Source organism: Sphingomonas oligophenolica (assembly GCF_039522915.1).
GTDB lineage: Bacteria > Pseudomonadota > Alphaproteobacteria > Sphingomonadales > Sphingomonadaceae > Sphingomonas > Sphingomonas oligophenolica.
The window spans coordinates 107,279-123,674 of record NZ_BAAAEH010000007.1 but is presented as its reverse complement, the minus strand read 5'-3'; the positions used below and the strand labels follow the sequence as shown (position 1 = coordinate 123,674).

Annotated in this window: 13 protein-coding genes; 8 read left to right on the top strand and 5 right to left on the bottom strand. The window is 65.8% G+C overall.

The annotated features are described in order from the left end of the window. Positions 1-24: 24 nt before the first annotated feature. From sufB to ABD050_RS05475, 3 genes are all read right to left on the bottom strand, one after another. Positions 25-1,488, bottom strand: coding sequence for a Fe-S cluster assembly protein SufB (sufB, locus tag ABD050_RS05485; protein ID WP_343888222.1), 1,464 nt, complete (start codon positions 1,486-1,488; stop codon positions 25-27). Further along, positions 1,488-1,901 carry an SUF system Fe-S cluster assembly regulator gene (locus tag ABD050_RS05480; RefSeq protein ID WP_343888221.1) on the bottom strand — a complete coding sequence of 138 codons (414 nt, stop codon included), beginning with the start codon at positions 1,899-1,901 and terminating at the stop codon, positions 1,488-1,490. The genes sufB and ABD050_RS05480 overlap by 1 nt, the downstream gene beginning before the upstream one ends. A gap of 99 nt (positions 1,902-2,000) precedes the next feature. Beyond that, complete coding sequence (locus tag ABD050_RS05475) at positions 2,001-2,858, bottom strand: helix-turn-helix domain-containing protein (protein WP_343888220.1); 858 nt, start codon at positions 2,856-2,858, stop codon at positions 2,001-2,003. A gap of 249 nt (positions 2,859-3,107) precedes the next feature. Between ABD050_RS05475 and ABD050_RS05470 the strand changes: the two genes are divergently transcribed. From ABD050_RS05470 to ABD050_RS05460, 3 genes are read left to right on the top strand one after another with little or no spacing between them, the layout of a single operon-like run. Continuing rightward, a complete protein-coding gene (locus tag ABD050_RS05470) occupies positions 3,108-4,154 on the top strand; it encodes a quinone-dependent dihydroorotate dehydrogenase (protein WP_343888219.1) in 1,047 nt (348 codons plus the stop codon). Positions 4,155-4,187: 33 nt separating this feature from the next. Next, entirely contained in the window at positions 4,188-5,906 is a 1,719-nt protein-coding gene (gene ggt / locus ABD050_RS05465) for a gamma-glutamyltransferase (RefSeq protein ID WP_343888218.1), read from the top strand. Positions 5,907-5,958: 52 nt separating this feature from the next. Beyond that, a complete protein-coding gene (locus ABD050_RS05460; RefSeq protein ID WP_343888217.1) occupies positions 5,959-7,740 on the top strand; it encodes an AMP-dependent synthetase/ligase in 1,782 nt (593 codons plus the stop codon). Here ABD050_RS05460 and ABD050_RS05455 read toward each other — a convergent pair whose 3' ends face one another. Further along, entirely contained in the window at positions 7,741-10,659 is a 2,919-nt protein-coding gene (locus ABD050_RS05455; protein WP_343888216.1) for a M16 family metallopeptidase, read from the bottom strand. 212 nt (positions 10,660-10,871) lie between these two features. Between ABD050_RS05455 and ABD050_RS05450 the strand changes: the two genes are divergently transcribed. Beyond that, a complete protein-coding gene (locus ABD050_RS05450; protein WP_343888215.1) occupies positions 10,872-11,759 on the top strand; it encodes an aspartyl/asparaginyl beta-hydroxylase domain-containing protein in 888 nt (295 codons plus the stop codon). Positions 11,760-12,142: 383 nt separating this feature from the next. Here ABD050_RS05450 and ABD050_RS05445 read toward each other — a convergent pair whose 3' ends face one another. Then, positions 12,143-12,337, bottom strand: a complete 195-nt coding sequence (locus ABD050_RS05445; protein WP_343888214.1) for a hypothetical protein — start codon at positions 12,335-12,337, stop codon at positions 12,143-12,145. Between the two features lie 546 nt (positions 12,338-12,883). Here ABD050_RS05445 and ABD050_RS05440 point away from each other — a divergent pair. The 4 genes from ABD050_RS05440 to ABD050_RS05425 all read left to right on the top strand — a co-directional run bounded on the left by ABD050_RS05440 (position 12,884) and on the right by ABD050_RS05425 (position 16,352). Further along, on the top strand, positions 12,884-13,930 hold the full coding sequence (locus tag ABD050_RS05440) for an SMP-30/gluconolactonase/LRE family protein (protein WP_343888212.1): 1,047 nt from the start codon (positions 12,884-12,886) through the stop codon (positions 13,928-13,930). Positions 13,931-14,200: 270 nt separating this feature from the next. After that, positions 14,201-14,623: a DUF2147 domain-containing protein gene (locus ABD050_RS05435; RefSeq protein WP_343888211.1), complete on the top strand. Its 423-nt coding sequence runs from the start codon at positions 14,201-14,203 to the stop codon at positions 14,621-14,623. 227 nt (positions 14,624-14,850) lie between these two features. Next, positions 14,851-15,225, top strand: coding sequence for a PadR family transcriptional regulator (locus ABD050_RS05430; RefSeq protein ID WP_343888210.1), 375 nt, complete (start codon positions 14,851-14,853; stop codon positions 15,223-15,225). Positions 15,226-15,251: 26 nt separating this feature from the next. Next, positions 15,252-16,352 (top strand): HAAS signaling domain-containing protein, encoded by a 1,101-nt coding sequence (locus tag ABD050_RS05425; RefSeq protein ID WP_343888209.1) that lies wholly within the window; start codon positions 15,252-15,254, stop codon positions 16,350-16,352. The last annotated feature ends 44 nt before the right edge of the window (positions 16,353-16,396 follow it).

Below are 16,396 nucleotides of genomic sequence, written 5' to 3'. Positions count from 1 at the left end.
CACCATCACCACCGTGACCATCACTCATCCAACCGATCCTTCAAGCGAGATCCCCAGCAGCTTCTGCGCCTCGACCGCGAACTCCATCGGCAGCTGCTGCAACACCTCTTTCGCGAAACCATTGACGATCAGCGCCACCGCCGCCTCTTGATCCAGCCCGCGCTGCATCGCGTAGAACATCTGGTCTTCGCTGATCTTCGAAGTGGTCGCCTCATGCTCGATCTGCGCCGAGGGGTTGCGCACTTCGATATAGGGCACGGTGTGTGCGCCGCACTCGCTGCCGAGCAGCAGCGAATCGCACTGGGTGAAATTGCGCACGCCCTCCGCCGTCGGCGCGACGCGTACCAGCCCGCGATAGGTGTTGTTCGAGCGGCCGGCGCTGATCCCCTTCGACACGATCGTCGAGCGGCTGCCCTTGCCGAGATGGATCATCTTGGTGCCGGTATCGGCCTGTTGCCGGTTGTTGGTCACCGCGACTGAATAGAATTCGCCGACGCTGTTTTCGCCCGCCAGCACGCAGCTCGGATATTTCCAGGTGATCGCGCTGCCCGTCTCGACCTGAGTCCAGCTGACCTTGCTGTTCTTCCCCTGGCAGAGCGCGCGCTTGGTGACGAAATTGTAGATGCCGCCCTTGCCCTCGGCGTCGCCGGGGTACCAGTTCTGCACGGTCGAATATTTGATCTCGGCGTCGTCCAAGGCGACCAGCTCGACCACGGCGGCGTGGAGCTGGTTCTCGTCGCGCATCGGCGCAGTGCAACCTTCGAGATAGCTCACATAGGAGCCCTTGTCAGCGACGATCAACGTACGTTCGAATTGGCCGGTATTCTCGGCATTGATGCGGAAATAGGTGCTCAGTTCCATCGGGCAGCGCACACCCTCCGGGATGTAGACGAAGGTCCCGTCCGAGAAGACAGCGCAGTTGAGGGCGGCAAAATAGTTATCGTGCTGCGGCACCACCTTGCCGAGCCATTTGCGGACGAGATCGGGATATTCGCGGATCGCCTCGCTGATCGAGCGGAAGATCACGCCCGCCGCTTCCAGCTCCGCACGAAAGGTGGTTGCGACCGAAACGCTGTCGAACACCGCATCGACCGCGACCTTGCGCGCACCCTCGACGCCGGCGAGCATCTTCTGCTCGGCAATCGGGATGCCGAGCTTTTCATAGACGCGCAGGATTTCGGGATCGACCTCGTCAAGGCTGCCGAGCTTCGGCTTGGCCTTGGGCTCGGCGTAGTAATAGGCGTCCTGGTAATCGATCGGCGGGACGTCGAGCTTGGCCCAGTCGGGCGGCGTCATCGTCAGCCACAGGCGATAGGCCTTGAGGCGCCAGTCGAGCATCCATTCCGGTTCGTTCTTCTTCGCCGAGATGAAGCGGACCGTGTCCTCGCTCAGACCCTTGGGCGCGAATTCCTGCTCGATGTCCGAATGGAAACCCCATTCGTACGTCTTGTTCACGGCGGCATGCGCCTCGGCATTCTTCGTGGCCATTATGCCGGCACTCCCGAAAGACTGGCGAGCGAAACGCCCGCAAGCGCGCCCTTGACCGCGCCGTTGACGGCATTCCAGTGCGGCTTCACCCGGCAATTCTCCTCTATGCAGCAATCATGGCGCCCGCCATCGACACAGGATGTCATGCCGATCGGGCCCTCGATCGCTTCGACGATATCGGCGAGGCTGATCGCGGCGGCCGGCCGCGACAGGCGAAAACCGCCGCCGGTGCCGCGCGCGCTCTCGATCAGGCCGGCGGCCGAGAGCCGACTCACCAGCTTCTGGACGGTCGGCAAGGGCAACCCGGTCTCCTCGGCGAGCGAGGTCGCATTGAGCCGCGCCACGCCGCCGCAATGGCGCGCGGCGGCGGACATCATCACGACCGCGTAATCGGCAAGGCTGGAAAGCCGCATGAGCTCCAATCGGATTGATTCGTTCCGATTGTGCATGTGGGAGGGGGATGTGCTGAGGTCAACACCTTATTCCTCCCCAAGCCGGGGAGAAAAAATAGATCAGGTATCGCTGATCAGCGGATGCACGATCCCGCCCAGCGCAGTCCGGCGCTCGATCGTCAGCTGCGACAGCAGCGAGGGCTCGGCCTTGATCTGGCGCGGGGTGTGGCCGGTAAATTGCTTCACCTCGCGGATCAGGTGCGACTGATCGTAGAAGCCGCGCGCGATCAGGTCATCGACCGACTCGCTTTCGGAAACCAGCGCCACCGCCGCCCTGAGCGCGCGATATTTACGGGCGAGCAGCTTCGGCGGAGCGCCGTACAAGGTCTTGCATTTGCGTTCGACCTGACGGCGCGAGAGATGTGTCTCGGCAACCAGCCTCTCCATATCCGGCGAGGGACTGCCGGCGAGCCAGGCATCGACCTTGTGCACAAAGGCAGTCGCGCCCCGGTCGCCACCACCGATCAGGTCGCGCATCAGCTCCTCGGCGATCGCGACACGTGCCGGGTTATCCTCGGCTTCGCGTAATGCGGCCGTCGCGGCGCGCAGCCGTGGGAGGCCGAACATGCCGCTCGCATCGATCACCCGATTGAGCATGCTCGACGCGTCGATGCCGAGCAGGGCAGCCCAGCCCGACGGAGTCAGCCCCATGCCGAACACCTCGACCGGCCCTTCGCAGCGCACGCGCATCGCGCCGCTGGTTGGGCCGATAATGTGATTCTCACCGGCCGGCTGCAGGCTGCCGTCGGGAAAGCGATAGTCCGAATTGCCCGGCGACAGGCGGAAACGGAACTGGGCGTGATCGGCCCGTTCCGTATCCTCGAACATGGGTACGTCGGCGCGGAAGTGGTAGAAGAGCGTGATATACTCGCTCAGGTCCGTCGCCGGGACTGCATAGTCCAGCTGGATATCCGCCAATGTTTGCGCCCCTGTTATTTTTTCGGAACGACAAGGGGATAAACCGCTATCGTAACAAATAAAAGAGGCCCGGGCGGCAAGCCGCCCGGGCCCTGAGTGAAAGAGTCCCCTGTAAGGAGCTCTTCGGGTCGCGAGGAGCCTTACAGCATTCCGCGCGCCGAGTGTATTGGACGAAAGCGCCAGATTGGGCCGTTTTGGACATAAGCTGGAAATTTTGACGGCTGGCCGCGCCGATGCCAAAGCACGGCGATGCTTTTCCCGCTCCTTCGTGCCGCCCTTTTCGCCACCGAGGCGGAGCGCGCGCATGAATTGACGATCGCCGTGCTGGGGAAATGGGGACGCGCCGGTGCCCCTTTTGCAGCCGCCATGGGCGATCCGCGGCTGCGCACCGGCGTCGCCGGTCTGGATTTCGCCAATCCGGTCGGGCTGGCCGCCGGCCTCGACAAGGACGGCCGTGCAATCCAGGGCCTGTTCGGCCTGGGCTTCGGCAGTGTCGAGATCGGAACGCTCACGCCGCTGCCGCAGGCCGGCAATCCCCGGCCACGCCTGTTTCGCCTCGTCGAGGACCGCGCGGTGATCAACCGGATGGGCTTCAACAATGGCGGGCTCGAGGCCGCCCTGCCCCGCGCGATCGCTGCGAAACGGCGAGGCGTGCTCGGCATCAACGTCGGCGCGAACAAGGACGCGGCCGATCGAATCGCCGATTATGCGCATGGCGTCCGCGAGGCGGCTGACGTCGCGGACTATATCACGATCAACATCAGCTCGCCCAACACACCGGGCCTGCGCGATCTCCAGCATGGCAGCGCGCTCGCCGACCTGCTCGCCGCCGCTGACGAGGCGCGGCGGGCGCCGATCATTCGTCCTCCCCTGTTCCTGAAGGTGGCGCCCGATCTCGAGGCGGACGATATCGATGCGATCGCCCGGGCCGCGATCGAGGCACATGTCGGCGCGCTGATCGTCAGCAATACGACGATCTCCCGACCCGTATTGCGGTCGGGCCATGCGCAGGAGGCCGGCGGCCTTTCAGGGGCGCCGCTCGCCCCCCTCGCCCGCCAGCGCCTCGCCGATTTCAGGCGCGCGACCGGCGGAGCGCTTCCACTTGTATCGGTGGGCGGGATCGACAGCGCGGAGGAAGCCTATGCCCGTATCCGCGCGGGCGCGAGCCTCGTCCAGCTCTACACGGCGATGGTCTATGAGGGGCCGGGCCTGCCGCGCCGGATCACCCGGGGCCTTGGCCGATTGCTGAAGCGCGACGGCTTCGCGCATGTCGCCGATGCCGTCGGCAGCGGTTGACGTAGCGTCCGCCACCGCTACCCTCTCTGCCATATGAAAAAGCTGTTCCTCGCGCTCATCTTCCTGTGTTCGCCAGCAATCGCCAGCGCTCAGGGGATGGTTTCCGCTGCCGACCCTCGCGCCGCCGCAGCAGGCGTCGAAATTCTCCGCGCCGGCGGCAGCGCCACCGATGCGGCAATCGCGACGACGCTGGCGCTGAACGTCGTCGAGCCGCAGAATTCCGGTATCGGCGGCGGCAGCTTCCTGGTGCATCACGACGCGAGGACCGGCCGCACCACCAGTTACGACGGGCGCGAGGCGGCACCGGCAGCCGCTGACCCCAAATGGTTCTACGCACCCGACGGCACCCCGCTCAGCCACTTCGCCGCGGTGCCCGGTGGGCGCAGCGTCGGCGTCCCCGGCAGCCTTCGCCTGATGGCGCTGGCGCACCGGCGTTATGGCCGCCTGCCCTGGTCGAAATTGTTCCAGCCGGCGATCCGGCTCGCGCGCGACGGCTTCACGGTATCTCAGCGTCTCCATAACGGGCTCGCCAATGGCGGCGGCCATATCGATGCCGCCGCGCGCGCGCATTTCTTCGGTGCCGACGGCACGCCGGTCGCCACCGGCACCTTGCTGAAGAGCCCTGAACAGGCGGCGCTTCTGGAACGGATCGCGCGGCGTGGCCCCGATGCTTTCTATGTCGGCCCGACCGCGCGAAAGCTGGTGACGACGGTGAACACCGCAGCGCGCAATCCCTCGAAAATGACCACGGGCGATCTCGCGCGCTATGCCGCCAAGGAGCGCGCGCCGATCTGCGGCACCTATCGCGTGTATCGCATCTGCGGCATGGGCCCGCCCTCGTCGGGCGGCGTCGCCGTGCTGACGATCCTGAAGCAGCTCGAACGCTTCGACATGACGAAGCTCGGCAAGGACAGCCCGGTCGCCTGGCATCTCTTCGCTGAATCAGAGCGGCTCGCCTATGCCGATCGCGACATGTACCTGGGCGACGCCGATTATGTGAAAGTGCCCGTCCAGGGCCTGCTCGACCCGCGCTATCTCGCGTCGCGCTCGGCATTGATCTCGGCCGACCATAGCATGGCGACGGTCGCGCCGGGAGTGCCGCCGGGCGCGCCGGCTCGGGTCCGGGCACCGGTGAGCGAGGTCCCGGGCACCAGCGACCTGGTCGCGGTCGATGCCGCCGGCAATGTCGCTGAAGTCACCACCACCATCGAGGGCTATTTCGGATCGGGTCTCTCCGTCGAGGGCAACATGCTCAACAACGAGCTGACCGACTTCGACATCGTGCCCGTTTCTGACGGCCATCTCGTCGCCAACCGGGTGCAGGGTGGCAAAAGGCCGCGCAGCTCGATGTCGCCGACCATCGTCTACGACGCGAAGGGCCGGGTCAGGATCGCGCTCGGCGCGGCGGGTGGATCGACGATCATCGCTCAGGTCGCGAAGACGCTGGTCGCGGTGCTCGATTGGCATATGTCGGCACAGGATGGTATCGCGCTTGGCCTGCTCTACGCGCCCGGGCGTGTCGCCGCGGCGGAAAAGGGAACTCAGCTCGAGGCGATGGTGCCCGCGCTCAAGGCCCTTGGCGAGCAGGTCCAGGTGATGCCGCTCGGCCTGAAGGCGAACGCGATCGAGCGCGTGGGCGGTCGCTGGGTGGGCGCCGCCGACCCACGTAGCGAAGGCGTGGCGATGGGCCAGGACGGCAGCGTCACGCAGATTGTGCGCGCGGGCGCGATACCGAACCGGCCACCCGAATAAAGACGACGTAGCAGCCGCGCAGCCGAACACGGCGCGTGCACCGGGAGAGACAATGCGAACGCTCGAACATTTCCCCGATCTGGTCACCATGTTCTTCACGCGAGCGCGCGAGAAGGGTGACAAGCCATTCCTGTGGCACAAGGAGGATGGCCGCTGGGTCTCGCTCAGCTGGCATGACACTGCGATCAAGGTCGCGAGCCTCGCGACCGGGCTGAAGGCGATCGGCCTCGAGCCCGGCGACCGGGTAATGCTGGTCGCGGAGAATCGCCCCGAATGGTGCATCAGCGACCTTGCGATCATGGCCGCGGGCTGCATCACCGTGCCTACCTACATCACCAATACCGAGCGCGACCACGCCCATATCATCGAGAATTCGGGCGCGAAGGCAGTGATCGTCTCGTCGGCCAAGCTCGCCCGAACGCTGCTGCCCGCAGCTATCCGCGCTGATGCCGCGAAGATCATCATCGGCATCGAGGATATCCGCACGAGCCAGGGACCGCTCGACTTCTACAGCTGGGGCAAGCTGATCGCCGACCACGCGACCGACCCCGCCGAGCTGGTCATCACCGCGACGCGTGAGGACACCGCCTGCATCATCTACACCAGCGGCACCGGCGGCGCGCCGCGCGGGGTGATGCAGCATCATGGCGCGATCCTCCACAATGTCGATGGCTGCTGCACCATCATCAGCGAGGATTTCGGCTGGGAGGACGAGGTGTTCCTGTCCTTCCTGCCCTTGAGCCACGCCTATGAGCATAGCGGCGGCCAGCATTTCCCGATCGGGCTCGGCGCCGAGATCTATTATGCCGAAGGGCTGGACAAGCTCGCCTCGAATATCGAGGAGGTGCGGCCGACGATCATGGTCGTGGTGCCCCGGCTGTTCGAGGTGTTGCGGACGCGCATCTCCAAGGCGATCGAGAAGCAGGGCAAATTCTCGACCTATCTGCTCAACCGCAGCCAGCAGATCGGCGCGCGCGAGTATGAGAGGAAGCTCAGGCTGATCGACCAGCCGATGAACCTGTTCCTGAAGGCAACGCTCAAGCCGAAGATCCAGCAACGCTTCGGCGGGCGGATGAAGGCGATGGTATCCGGCGGCGCGCCGCTGACGCCCGAGGTCGGCATCTTCTTCCAGTCGCTCGGACTGACCTTCCTGCAGGGCTATGGGCAGACCGAGGCAGCGCCGGTCATCTCGTGCAACCGCCCTTCGGTCGGCCTCAGGATGGACACGGTCGGGCCGCCGCTCAAGAACACCGAGGTGCGGATTGCGGAGGATGGCGAGATACTGGTGCGCGGCGAACTCGTCATGCACGGCTATTGGCGCAACGATGCCGAGACGGCGCGGGTGCTGAAGGACGGCTGGCTGCATACCGGCGATATCGGGCTGATCGACGACAAGGGCCGGATCAAGATCACCGATCGCAAGAAGGACATCATCGTCAACGACAAGGGCGACAATGTCGCGCCGCAAAAGGTCGAGGGGATGCTGACGCTGCAGCCCGAGATCGTGCAGGCAATGATCTATGGCGACCGCAAGCCCTATATGGTCGCCGTGCTGGTGCCCGACCCCGAATGGACCAAGGAATGGTGCGCTGCGAATGGCGATGCCTGCGATTTCGCGCGGCTCGAGCAGAACAGCGAATATCGCACCGCGATCGGCGCTGCGGTCGAGCGGGTGAACAGGGACCTGTCGGTGGTCGAGCGCGTCAGGCGCTTCATCCTCGCCGATGAGCCCTTCGCGATCGAGAACGAGCAGCTCACGCCCTCGCTCAAGATCCGCCGGCACGTGCTGAAGGCAGCCTATGGGCCGAGGCTGGACGCGCTCTACAAGGGATAGTTACCGCGCCGCCGCGATCGTGCTCGCGACCGATTTCGGGACCACTTCCATTGTCCAGTCCCGGTCGGGGCGGAGATATTTCTGCGCTGTCTCCTGGAGCTGGGCGGCGGTCACATTGGTGACATCGGCCAGCACGCGGCGGAACGCATCGAGGCGGCGCGGATCATAGGTCGCGCCGCGGAGCTGGACCATCCAGAACTGATTGCTGGTCGACTGGCGGATCAGCGACTGAGTCATCGGCCCGACAGTGCGCTTGAGCTCGTCGTCGCTGATCGGGTTGGCGACCAGATCAGCGGCGATCTCGCGCGCCAGCTTGAAGAACAACGGCACATTGGCCGGCGCGACCTGACCCACCGCGACGATCCGGCCGCCGCTCGGCAGGCCGATCGGCCAGCTGCTCGAAACATTCGGGCTGTAACTCGCCTTGGCCTCCATCCGCAGGCGATCGAACAGCCGGTTTGAGAAGACCGCCGCGAGGACGTCGAGGCGTCGCGAGTCGGCGATACCGTCGACGCCGCCGCCGGTCGGCCAGGCGATGACCGCCGCGGCCTGACTGTCCGGCCCGTCATGCGTGCGGACCAGCGGAGTCGTGTCATGCGCCGGGAAGCGCACCGGCGGCGCCGGCGGCAAATCGATCCCGCGGGGTTTCAGGGCGCCGATCGTGCGGGTGACCGCCTTGATCGCCTCATCGGCATTGACGTCGCCGAACACCTGGACCTCGATCGGGCCGGCGGCGAGCAGCGGCGCCCACAGAGCGCGGAAGCTGTCCGGGGTGGTGCCGTTGATCTGCTCGGGGCTCGGCGTCTGCCAGCGCGGATCGCCCGAGTGAAGCAGCCCGTCGAGATCGCGCGACAGCACGCCATCGGGCGACGCGCTCATCCCCGCATAATTGGTGAGCACCAGCGACTTGGCGCGCGCGAGCGGCGCCGGATCCCAGGCAGGCGCCTCGAGCTTGGCGGCGATCAGCTTCAGCTGATCAGCGAGATCGCGCCGCGAGGTGAGTGCGCTGAACTGGAACGCGTCATCGTCAACGCCGAAATCGAGCCCGATCTGGCGCCCGGCGGTCATCTGATCGAGGTCGCCCTGGTTGAGCTTGCCGATTCCGCCGGCGACCAGCGCCATATCGGCGGCCCAGACCGGCGCGTCGTGATCAGCCGGAAGCGCATTATAGCCGCCGCCGAAACGCACGCGGACATAGACGCGGTCGGTTTCGGTGGTCGTCGAATAGACCAGCATCCTCACGCCGTTGGAGAGCACGACGCGATCGATGCCGAACGGGGCGACCTTGTCGCGGCTGACGATCGTCGCCGGCGGGCCGAGCCTGGGAAGCTTCGAGAAATCGACCGCCGCCTGCGCCGTGCGGGCGCCGGCCATTCCCTTCACGTCGGCGCCGAGCGCAGCGGCGAGCCGGACCTGCGCGCCGCTGTCCGGCTTGGGCGTGGTGACGATCGCGCGGGTTGCGTCGCCGGTGAAGACCCGCCGGGTCGCCGCGAGAACGCGCGCCGGCGTGAACATCTTCTTGCGCCGGGCATCGAGAAAGGCGTCGCGGATCACCACCGAGCTGGTCGTCGTCTCGCGGATGTTGACTGCCTCGACCAGCGAATCCGCCAGCTTGTTGCCCGGATCGGCCGGCATGGTTTCGACCATCGTCTTCATCGCGACGTCCTGGTCGGCGAGCTCGCGGTCGATCTCGGCCTGGGACGGCGGATTGGCCTGGGCGTCAGCGATCACAGCGCGCACATCCTTGAGCGCTGCTTCCCAATCATCGCCGATCGGCGCGATCCGCACCTGGGTGACATTGGCCGATCGCGCCAGATCGTCATTGGCGACCCCGGCCGCGACATAGCTGCCGCCGGCGCGGGCCCGCGCCTCGAGCCGGCGATTGATGACCGCGACCGCGATCGTATCGACCATCCGCTCCTGATTCATGATCAGCGTGTCGTTCTTGAAGTGCCAGGGCCGCACCACCGACATCACGACGGTCGTGGGAAGGCCGGGCTCGACGATCGCGGCGGTGGCCGGCTTGGTCGGGTCGGGCTTGCCGAAATCGGGCTCGACCGGTGCCGGGCCGACGCCGCGCCACGCGCCGAAATATTTGGCGACGAGCCGCTCGAACAAGGCGGGATCGAGATCGCCGGCGATCGAGACGACCACGCGCTCGGGCCGATACCAGCGGTCATGAAAGGCCTGGACGGCTGCCGGGGTTGCCGCCTCGAGCGTTTCCAGCTTGCCGATCACGGCGCGGTCGCCGCGGCGCTGCCCGGCATAGAAAAGCGCGTCGGACGCATCGGCGAACCGGGACTGCGGGCCCAGTCCCTCGCGCCGCTCTGCCAGCACGGCGGGCCGCTCGCCATCGAGCGCCGCCTGGGTGATGCGGGGTTTCGCGACCATGCCGGCGAGGATCTTCATGCTTTCGTCGAGGCTCGCCTCGGTCGCGCTCGGCAGATCGAGCTTGTAGACGGTCTCGGTCGCGTTGGTCTCGGCATTGCTGTCCGAGCCGAAAGTGACGCCGAGGCGCTGCCAGACGCGGATCGTGTCCCCGTCAGGCACATATTCGGAGCCGCGGAAGGAGAGATGCTCGATCAGATGCGCATAGCCGCGCTCGCTATCCTCCTCCATCAGTGAGCCCGCGTCGATCCGCACCCTGATCGAGACCTGGCCGGGCGGGACGCCATTCTTGCGGACCGCGTAGCGCAGGCCGTTGGTCAGGGTGCCGAAGCGCCATGCCGGATCGTGCGCGATGTCGCTGCCGACATAGAGCCAGGCACTGCGATCGGCGATATTGCGGCTGGGCGCCGAAACCTCGGCCGACGGCGCGACGCTCTGCCCGCTTGCGACGGGGGACAGCCCGAACAGCGGCAGGCCGACAAGAAGGGAAGCGATGAGCGAAAGGCGCAGGCCGCGCTGGAAAGCATACATGCCGACCATAGTAGCGATCAAATCCCGCCGCCGCCAGCATTGCCGTTCAGGACCGCCCCCGCCCCGAAACAACGATGCCGTCGCCATGATTTGGCCCCGGATTGCCGATAGCCGATCCTTTGCCCTGCTGGGAGAAGGGGCATATTCGCCACGGCGCACCAAGGCTCGAGCAGCCCGTCGCCCCGGGGGTTCGTATATAAGCGGAGTGACATGTGCGCGTGAAGACCAGGCAGGCCGAGCCGATATTGTGGCATGATTTGGGCATCGGCACCGATGGGCCCGAACCAGGCCCGGAGCAGCAGCGCGGCGGCCGCGTTCCCGACCTCAGCGTGATCTCGGGCGCGCCGCTGGCGGGCGCTGAGATGAAGGCGGAGCCCAACCGGCCGTTCATCATTCGCGTCGGCAAGCATTTTCGCGGCTTTTTCGACCGGCTGATCGCCTCCTCCTCGCTGGTCGCGAACGATCCGGTGCTCGATGTGCGCGATTTCGCCTGGACGGCGGTGCTGCGCGCCAACTGGCAGGCGATCCGCAGCGAGGCGATCGAGGTCGCGCTGCGCGGGGCGGCATCGCCGAGCCTCGCGACGATCTCGCCCGACCACCGGGCGATCGCCGAGATCGACAAATGGCGCTCCTTCTTCCTGTGGGGCTACAGCTTCCCGATCGAGGAGAATCTGGAGCGCTGCCCCAAGACCGCCGCGATCGTCGAGCAGATCCCGGGGCTGAACAGCGCCTTCTTCTCGATCCTCGCGCCGGGCACGCACATCCCGGCGCATCGCGGCGTGACCAAGGGGCTGGTGACCTGCCATCTCGGCCTGATCGTGCCGCGCGACGGCGATGTGCGGATGCGTGTCAGCGACCGCGTGGTGCGCTGGGCCGAGGGCGAGACCCTGGTGTTCGACGACACCTATGACCATGAGGTATGGAACGACACGAGCGGAACCCGGGTGGTGCTGCTGATCCAGTTCGAACGGCCGCTGCGCCGGCCGGGCAAATGGATTGCGGACGCCTTTCTGAAGGTCGTGCGGCGCTCCGCCTTTGTTCAGGAGGCGCGGGCCAATATCCATATCTGGAACCGGGCCATTCAGCAGATGGATGTCTGATCGCCGCTGACGGGCCGGCGTTTCAGCCACGACCCGTGCGGCGACAGGATTTGGTCCGGGCTTGAAGACGGTGGGACGGATCCGTGCCATGCGCCATGGGATAATGGCGTTCTTGCAGCGGTTGAATCGGCATGCCGGACGCGACGGCGCGCGTGTGTTGGGAATGTCATGAGGGTCGCTGACATTCCCAACAATGCCGGTTCGGCCGGATCTTCCTGAAGCGCATTAAGTCAATGATATTAAATGATTTTGTTGCCAGTGGCGCAACGGCGAAATCGTCTTCTCAGCCCGTTCCGAGCTGACAAAAAATATAGCGGAGTGCGCCCCTGTGTTGAGACACAGCTAGGCCAGGGCAGCGCGCAGGCCGTCGGGATCGCACGGCATCATGATCGGGCGAACATGGTTGGGCATCGGCACCGGGCCAGGCACCGAACGCCATTCGCGGCGCAGGCCGCCGTCACGAGGTGGCGATAGGCGACATAGTCGTCGCCACTGAAGAACACCGGCTGCCGCCGGTTGCCGCGCTGGGTGACGTGGTGCGCGACATTCGGTACGACGATGCGGGCGAGGCGAGCCATGAGGCTTGCTTTAGTCGCGCTCGGTGCTGACGGCAATTAAGTATAGCGTCCTCCGAATTCAGGTTTGGGACTACGGTCCGGGTATGTTGCGGTGGCATTGTGGACTATGGATGCGTACGGAATAGCCATGCAAATAGGATGCGACAAGTGAAAAAAATTTACATCATAAGATCTATTTGCGTAATCGGTTATTTACTCGCTCTATTAAATTTCTATAGAATCTTGGCACTTGGCATATCGATAGCGTGCTCTTGCTATTTAATTTACATATATAAGAAGGAAAACTCGAATGATATTCCACCCCATTGATACGATATCCTGAAAAGCCAAATAGTCCAACAGTGACAGGACTGGGCTGCACCTGGACCGCCCCCCCCGTTTTGAGACACAACTAATTGGGTAACAGGTAGCACCTCTTCCGCGAAAGGCGAGCCGCCAGACGTTGCTCGCAACGCAAGCAACATGACGAGCGATCGCCCGGCTGGACGGATCGCGCGGCTGCTGCGATGATAGCGATACCATCAGCGAACCGGAGAGATCGCGACTGTGGCGGAGGAGCAAGTTGGACTGTCGGCCGGTAACGTCTCGACTATAAGCCGTCGCGGTTTCATCGTGATGGCGGGCGCCTTTGCGGCCTCGTCCGGTTGGGCGGCCTCCCCGCCTGCCCCGGCTACCATCCGCATCCTGTCGCCCAAGGGCGCGGCGATTATCGATCCCAATGCCGTGGTCGAGACGATCGCCGACGGCATCGCATGGGCCGAGGGGCCGGTGTGGGTCCCGCACCAGAATGCCCTCCTCTTTTCCGATCCGCCCGCCAATATCATGCGGCGCTGGTCGCGGCGCGGCGGCGTCTCGGTGTTCCTGAAGCCATCGGGCGCTGCCGTGTTCGATCCGAAGCTGGTGCGCGAGGCGGGATCGAACGGGCTGGCGCTCGGGACCGACGGGGCGCTGCTGATCGCCGATAGCGGCAGCCGGGCGCTGGTGCGGGTGGATCTCGCCACGCGGCGGCGCAGCATCCTGGTCGATCGCTGGCGCGGCGAGAGGTTCAGCAGCCCGAACGACCTGCATGTGGCGCGATCGGGCGCGATCTATTTCACTGATCCGCCCTATGGCTTTGCCGATGGCGATGCCTCGCCGCTCAAGGAAGTGGAGCAGAACGGCGTCTATCGCTGGACGCCGGGCGGCGAAGCGGTGCTGGTCGACGGGGCGCTGACGAGGCCCAATGGTGTCGCGCTCTCCCCCGACGAGCGGCGGCTCTATGTGTCGGTCTCGGACGAGAAGGCGCCGCGGATCATGGCCTATGATCTCGATGCGGGCGGGATGCCGCGCAACAGCCGCGTCTTCCTCGACGCCTCGACGCTGCATGGCCCGGGCCTGCCCGACGGCATGAAGGTCTCGGCGGGCGGCATCCTGTTCTGCAGCGCGCCGGGCGGCCTGTACCTTCTCTCGCCCGAGGCGGAACCGCTTGCGCTGATCGCGAACGGCGGACCGATCGCCAATTGCGCGTTCGGCGAGGACGGCCGGACCCTGTTCATGACCGCCAACGACCGGGTGCTTCGGGTCAGGCTGAAGATCAACGCCCTGCACGGCTGAACTGCCCGGCGCCTGCAAAAAAATGCCGGCGGTTCAAAAACCATTCACCGCTTTCGGGGCACTTAATTCCATGGCGCCGGCCAGCGCGGGGAACGCCCCCTGCCGTCCGGTGTTCTGCGCAGGTGCAAGGCCCGACCGCACGCCTCGCCGGATTCCGGCGGACATGCGCCAGGGCTTTTCCACCATTCGAACCAATCAGGCCGGCGTGGCATCGCCCCCACCGGCTGCGGGCACGTGTCGCGCCGCGATGAAATGAGGTAGCGCTTACCTATGTCGATCCTGTTGGCCCTCGCCCTGGCGGGCGTAGCCGCCCCCGCCCCGACGCCGCAACCCGATGCAGTGGTCGGGCGCTGGAAGACCGAGACCAAGAACGGGGTGGTCGAGATTGCGCGCTGCGGCGCCTCGATCTGCGGACGGCTCGTCACCTCCGACCTGCTGCGCACCAATCCGGGGCTGAAGGACGGCCGCAACAGCAACCCCGCGCTGCGCAACCGGCTGCTGCGCGGGCTGCTGATCCTGGGCGGCTTCACCCCGGCGGCCGGTGGCGTGTGGGAAGGCGGCACCATCTATAATGGCGATGACGGCAAGACCTATAGCGCCCGGGTGACGCCGATCAGCGCCAACCAGCTCAAGGTGCGCGGCTGCGTGTTCGTGCCCTTCTGCAAGACCCAGACCTGGACGCGGGTGAACTGAGGCTCCGCGACGCACCTCGCCTCCCAGGGCGTCGCCTGTGCGACGGCCTGAAATAAGCTGTCAGTATAGCGTCCCGAATTAGCCGCCCCGTCACCGCTCGCGGACCATGGATGCCCGAACCAGTCCGGCATGACGGGAACTGGGCCTGCGCTCGATTCAAGCAAACGTCCCCAACAAGACGCGCCCCTCCCGCGTCACGGCCCCCTATTGACTCCCTCACACAGTATATGCCACACACTGTGTGTCACACACTATACGGCAGACAGCACGGCATGGTCGTCGACCCCGATCTTTTCGAAAGCATGCGGCTCGAGCTCAGGCGCGGGTCGCTGGTGCTCGCGGTGCTCGCCCGGCTCAGGGAGGAGCGTTACGGCTATACGCTGCGCCAGGCGCTCGCCGCCGACGGGCTCGAGATGGAGGAAAGCACCCTCTATCCGTTGCTGCGCCGGCTCGAGAGCCAGGGGCTGCTGCAGAGCGAATGGCGCGAGGAGGAGAAGCGCAGGAAGCGCTTCTACCGGCTGTCGCCGATGGGCGCGCTGATGCTCGCCGCCCTCGCTGACGAATGGCGCGGCATCAACGCCTCGCTCGACAAGATCCTCTGAAACCGCATTTCGCGAAAGGCCCCGACATGGACATGATCGAAACCTATCTCGACGCCGTCGCCGCTCAACTGCCACGCGATACGCGCGACGACATCATCGCCGAGCTGCGCGACACCCTTCTCTCGCAGATCGAGGAGCGCGAAGCGGCGCTCGGCCGGCCGCTCGACGATGACGAGCGCGAAGCGATCCTGCGTGCCATGGGCCATCCGCTGGTGGTAGGCGCGCGCTACCGCGCCGGGCCGCAGATGCTGATCGGGCCGGAGCTCTTCCCCTATTGGCTGTTCGCGGTGAAGGTCGGGCTGGCGATCCTCGCCCTCGTCTTCGTGGTGACCTCGGTGATCGGCATGCTGGTCGGATCGTGGCATCTGTTCGGCCAGGCTTTTCCGAGCTTCATCGGATCGGGGCTGACGGTGATCGGCGCGGTGACCGTGACGGGCGCCGCGATCGAGCATTTCGGGCTGCGGCCGGCCTATTTCGACAGCTGGCGGGTGAAGGACCTCGCGGTGCTTCGGTTCAGCGATCCGGCGACATGGGCGGCGGAAGTGGCGGGTTCGGGCATGTTCTCCGGCCCGCGCGCGCGACGAACCCGGTTCGAGCAGCGGCGGCGGATGTGGCCCGGCTTCGAGGCGCTGGCCGGCGTGGTGTGGGGGCTGGTTTTCGTCGCCTGGTGGATCGGCCTGCTGCATTTCCCCGGGCAAGCCATGTTCGGGTTCCACGGCGCTGACGTGACGGCCGCGCCGGCGCCGATCTGGACGACCCTGTTCGTGCCGATCCTCGCCTTTGCGCTGGTGCAGGTCGCGGTGGACGCGGTGGGCGTGGCCTGGCCCCGGGCGGTGCGGGTGCGCGCCGCGCTCGGCATACCGGTCGCGCTGGCCGGGGCGGCGCTGGCCTGGGTGGCGTTCCTGGCGAGCGAATGGATCGAACTCAGCCGGTCGGGCGACCATGCCATGGTCGCCGGCGGGATGGAGATGCTGAACCTCCATGCGCTCGAGCAGATGGGCCATGGCGACACGCTCGCCGGGCTCGCCGCGATCCTGAGCGTGGTGTTCAGCTGGATGCTGGCGGGGATCGCGGTCGGCCAGATATTGAAGGCGCTGAAATGCCTGTGGCGGCTGTGCTTCGGGTGATAACCGCCACCGCTGCGCAACAATTGGTTTCCACATGCCGTCTT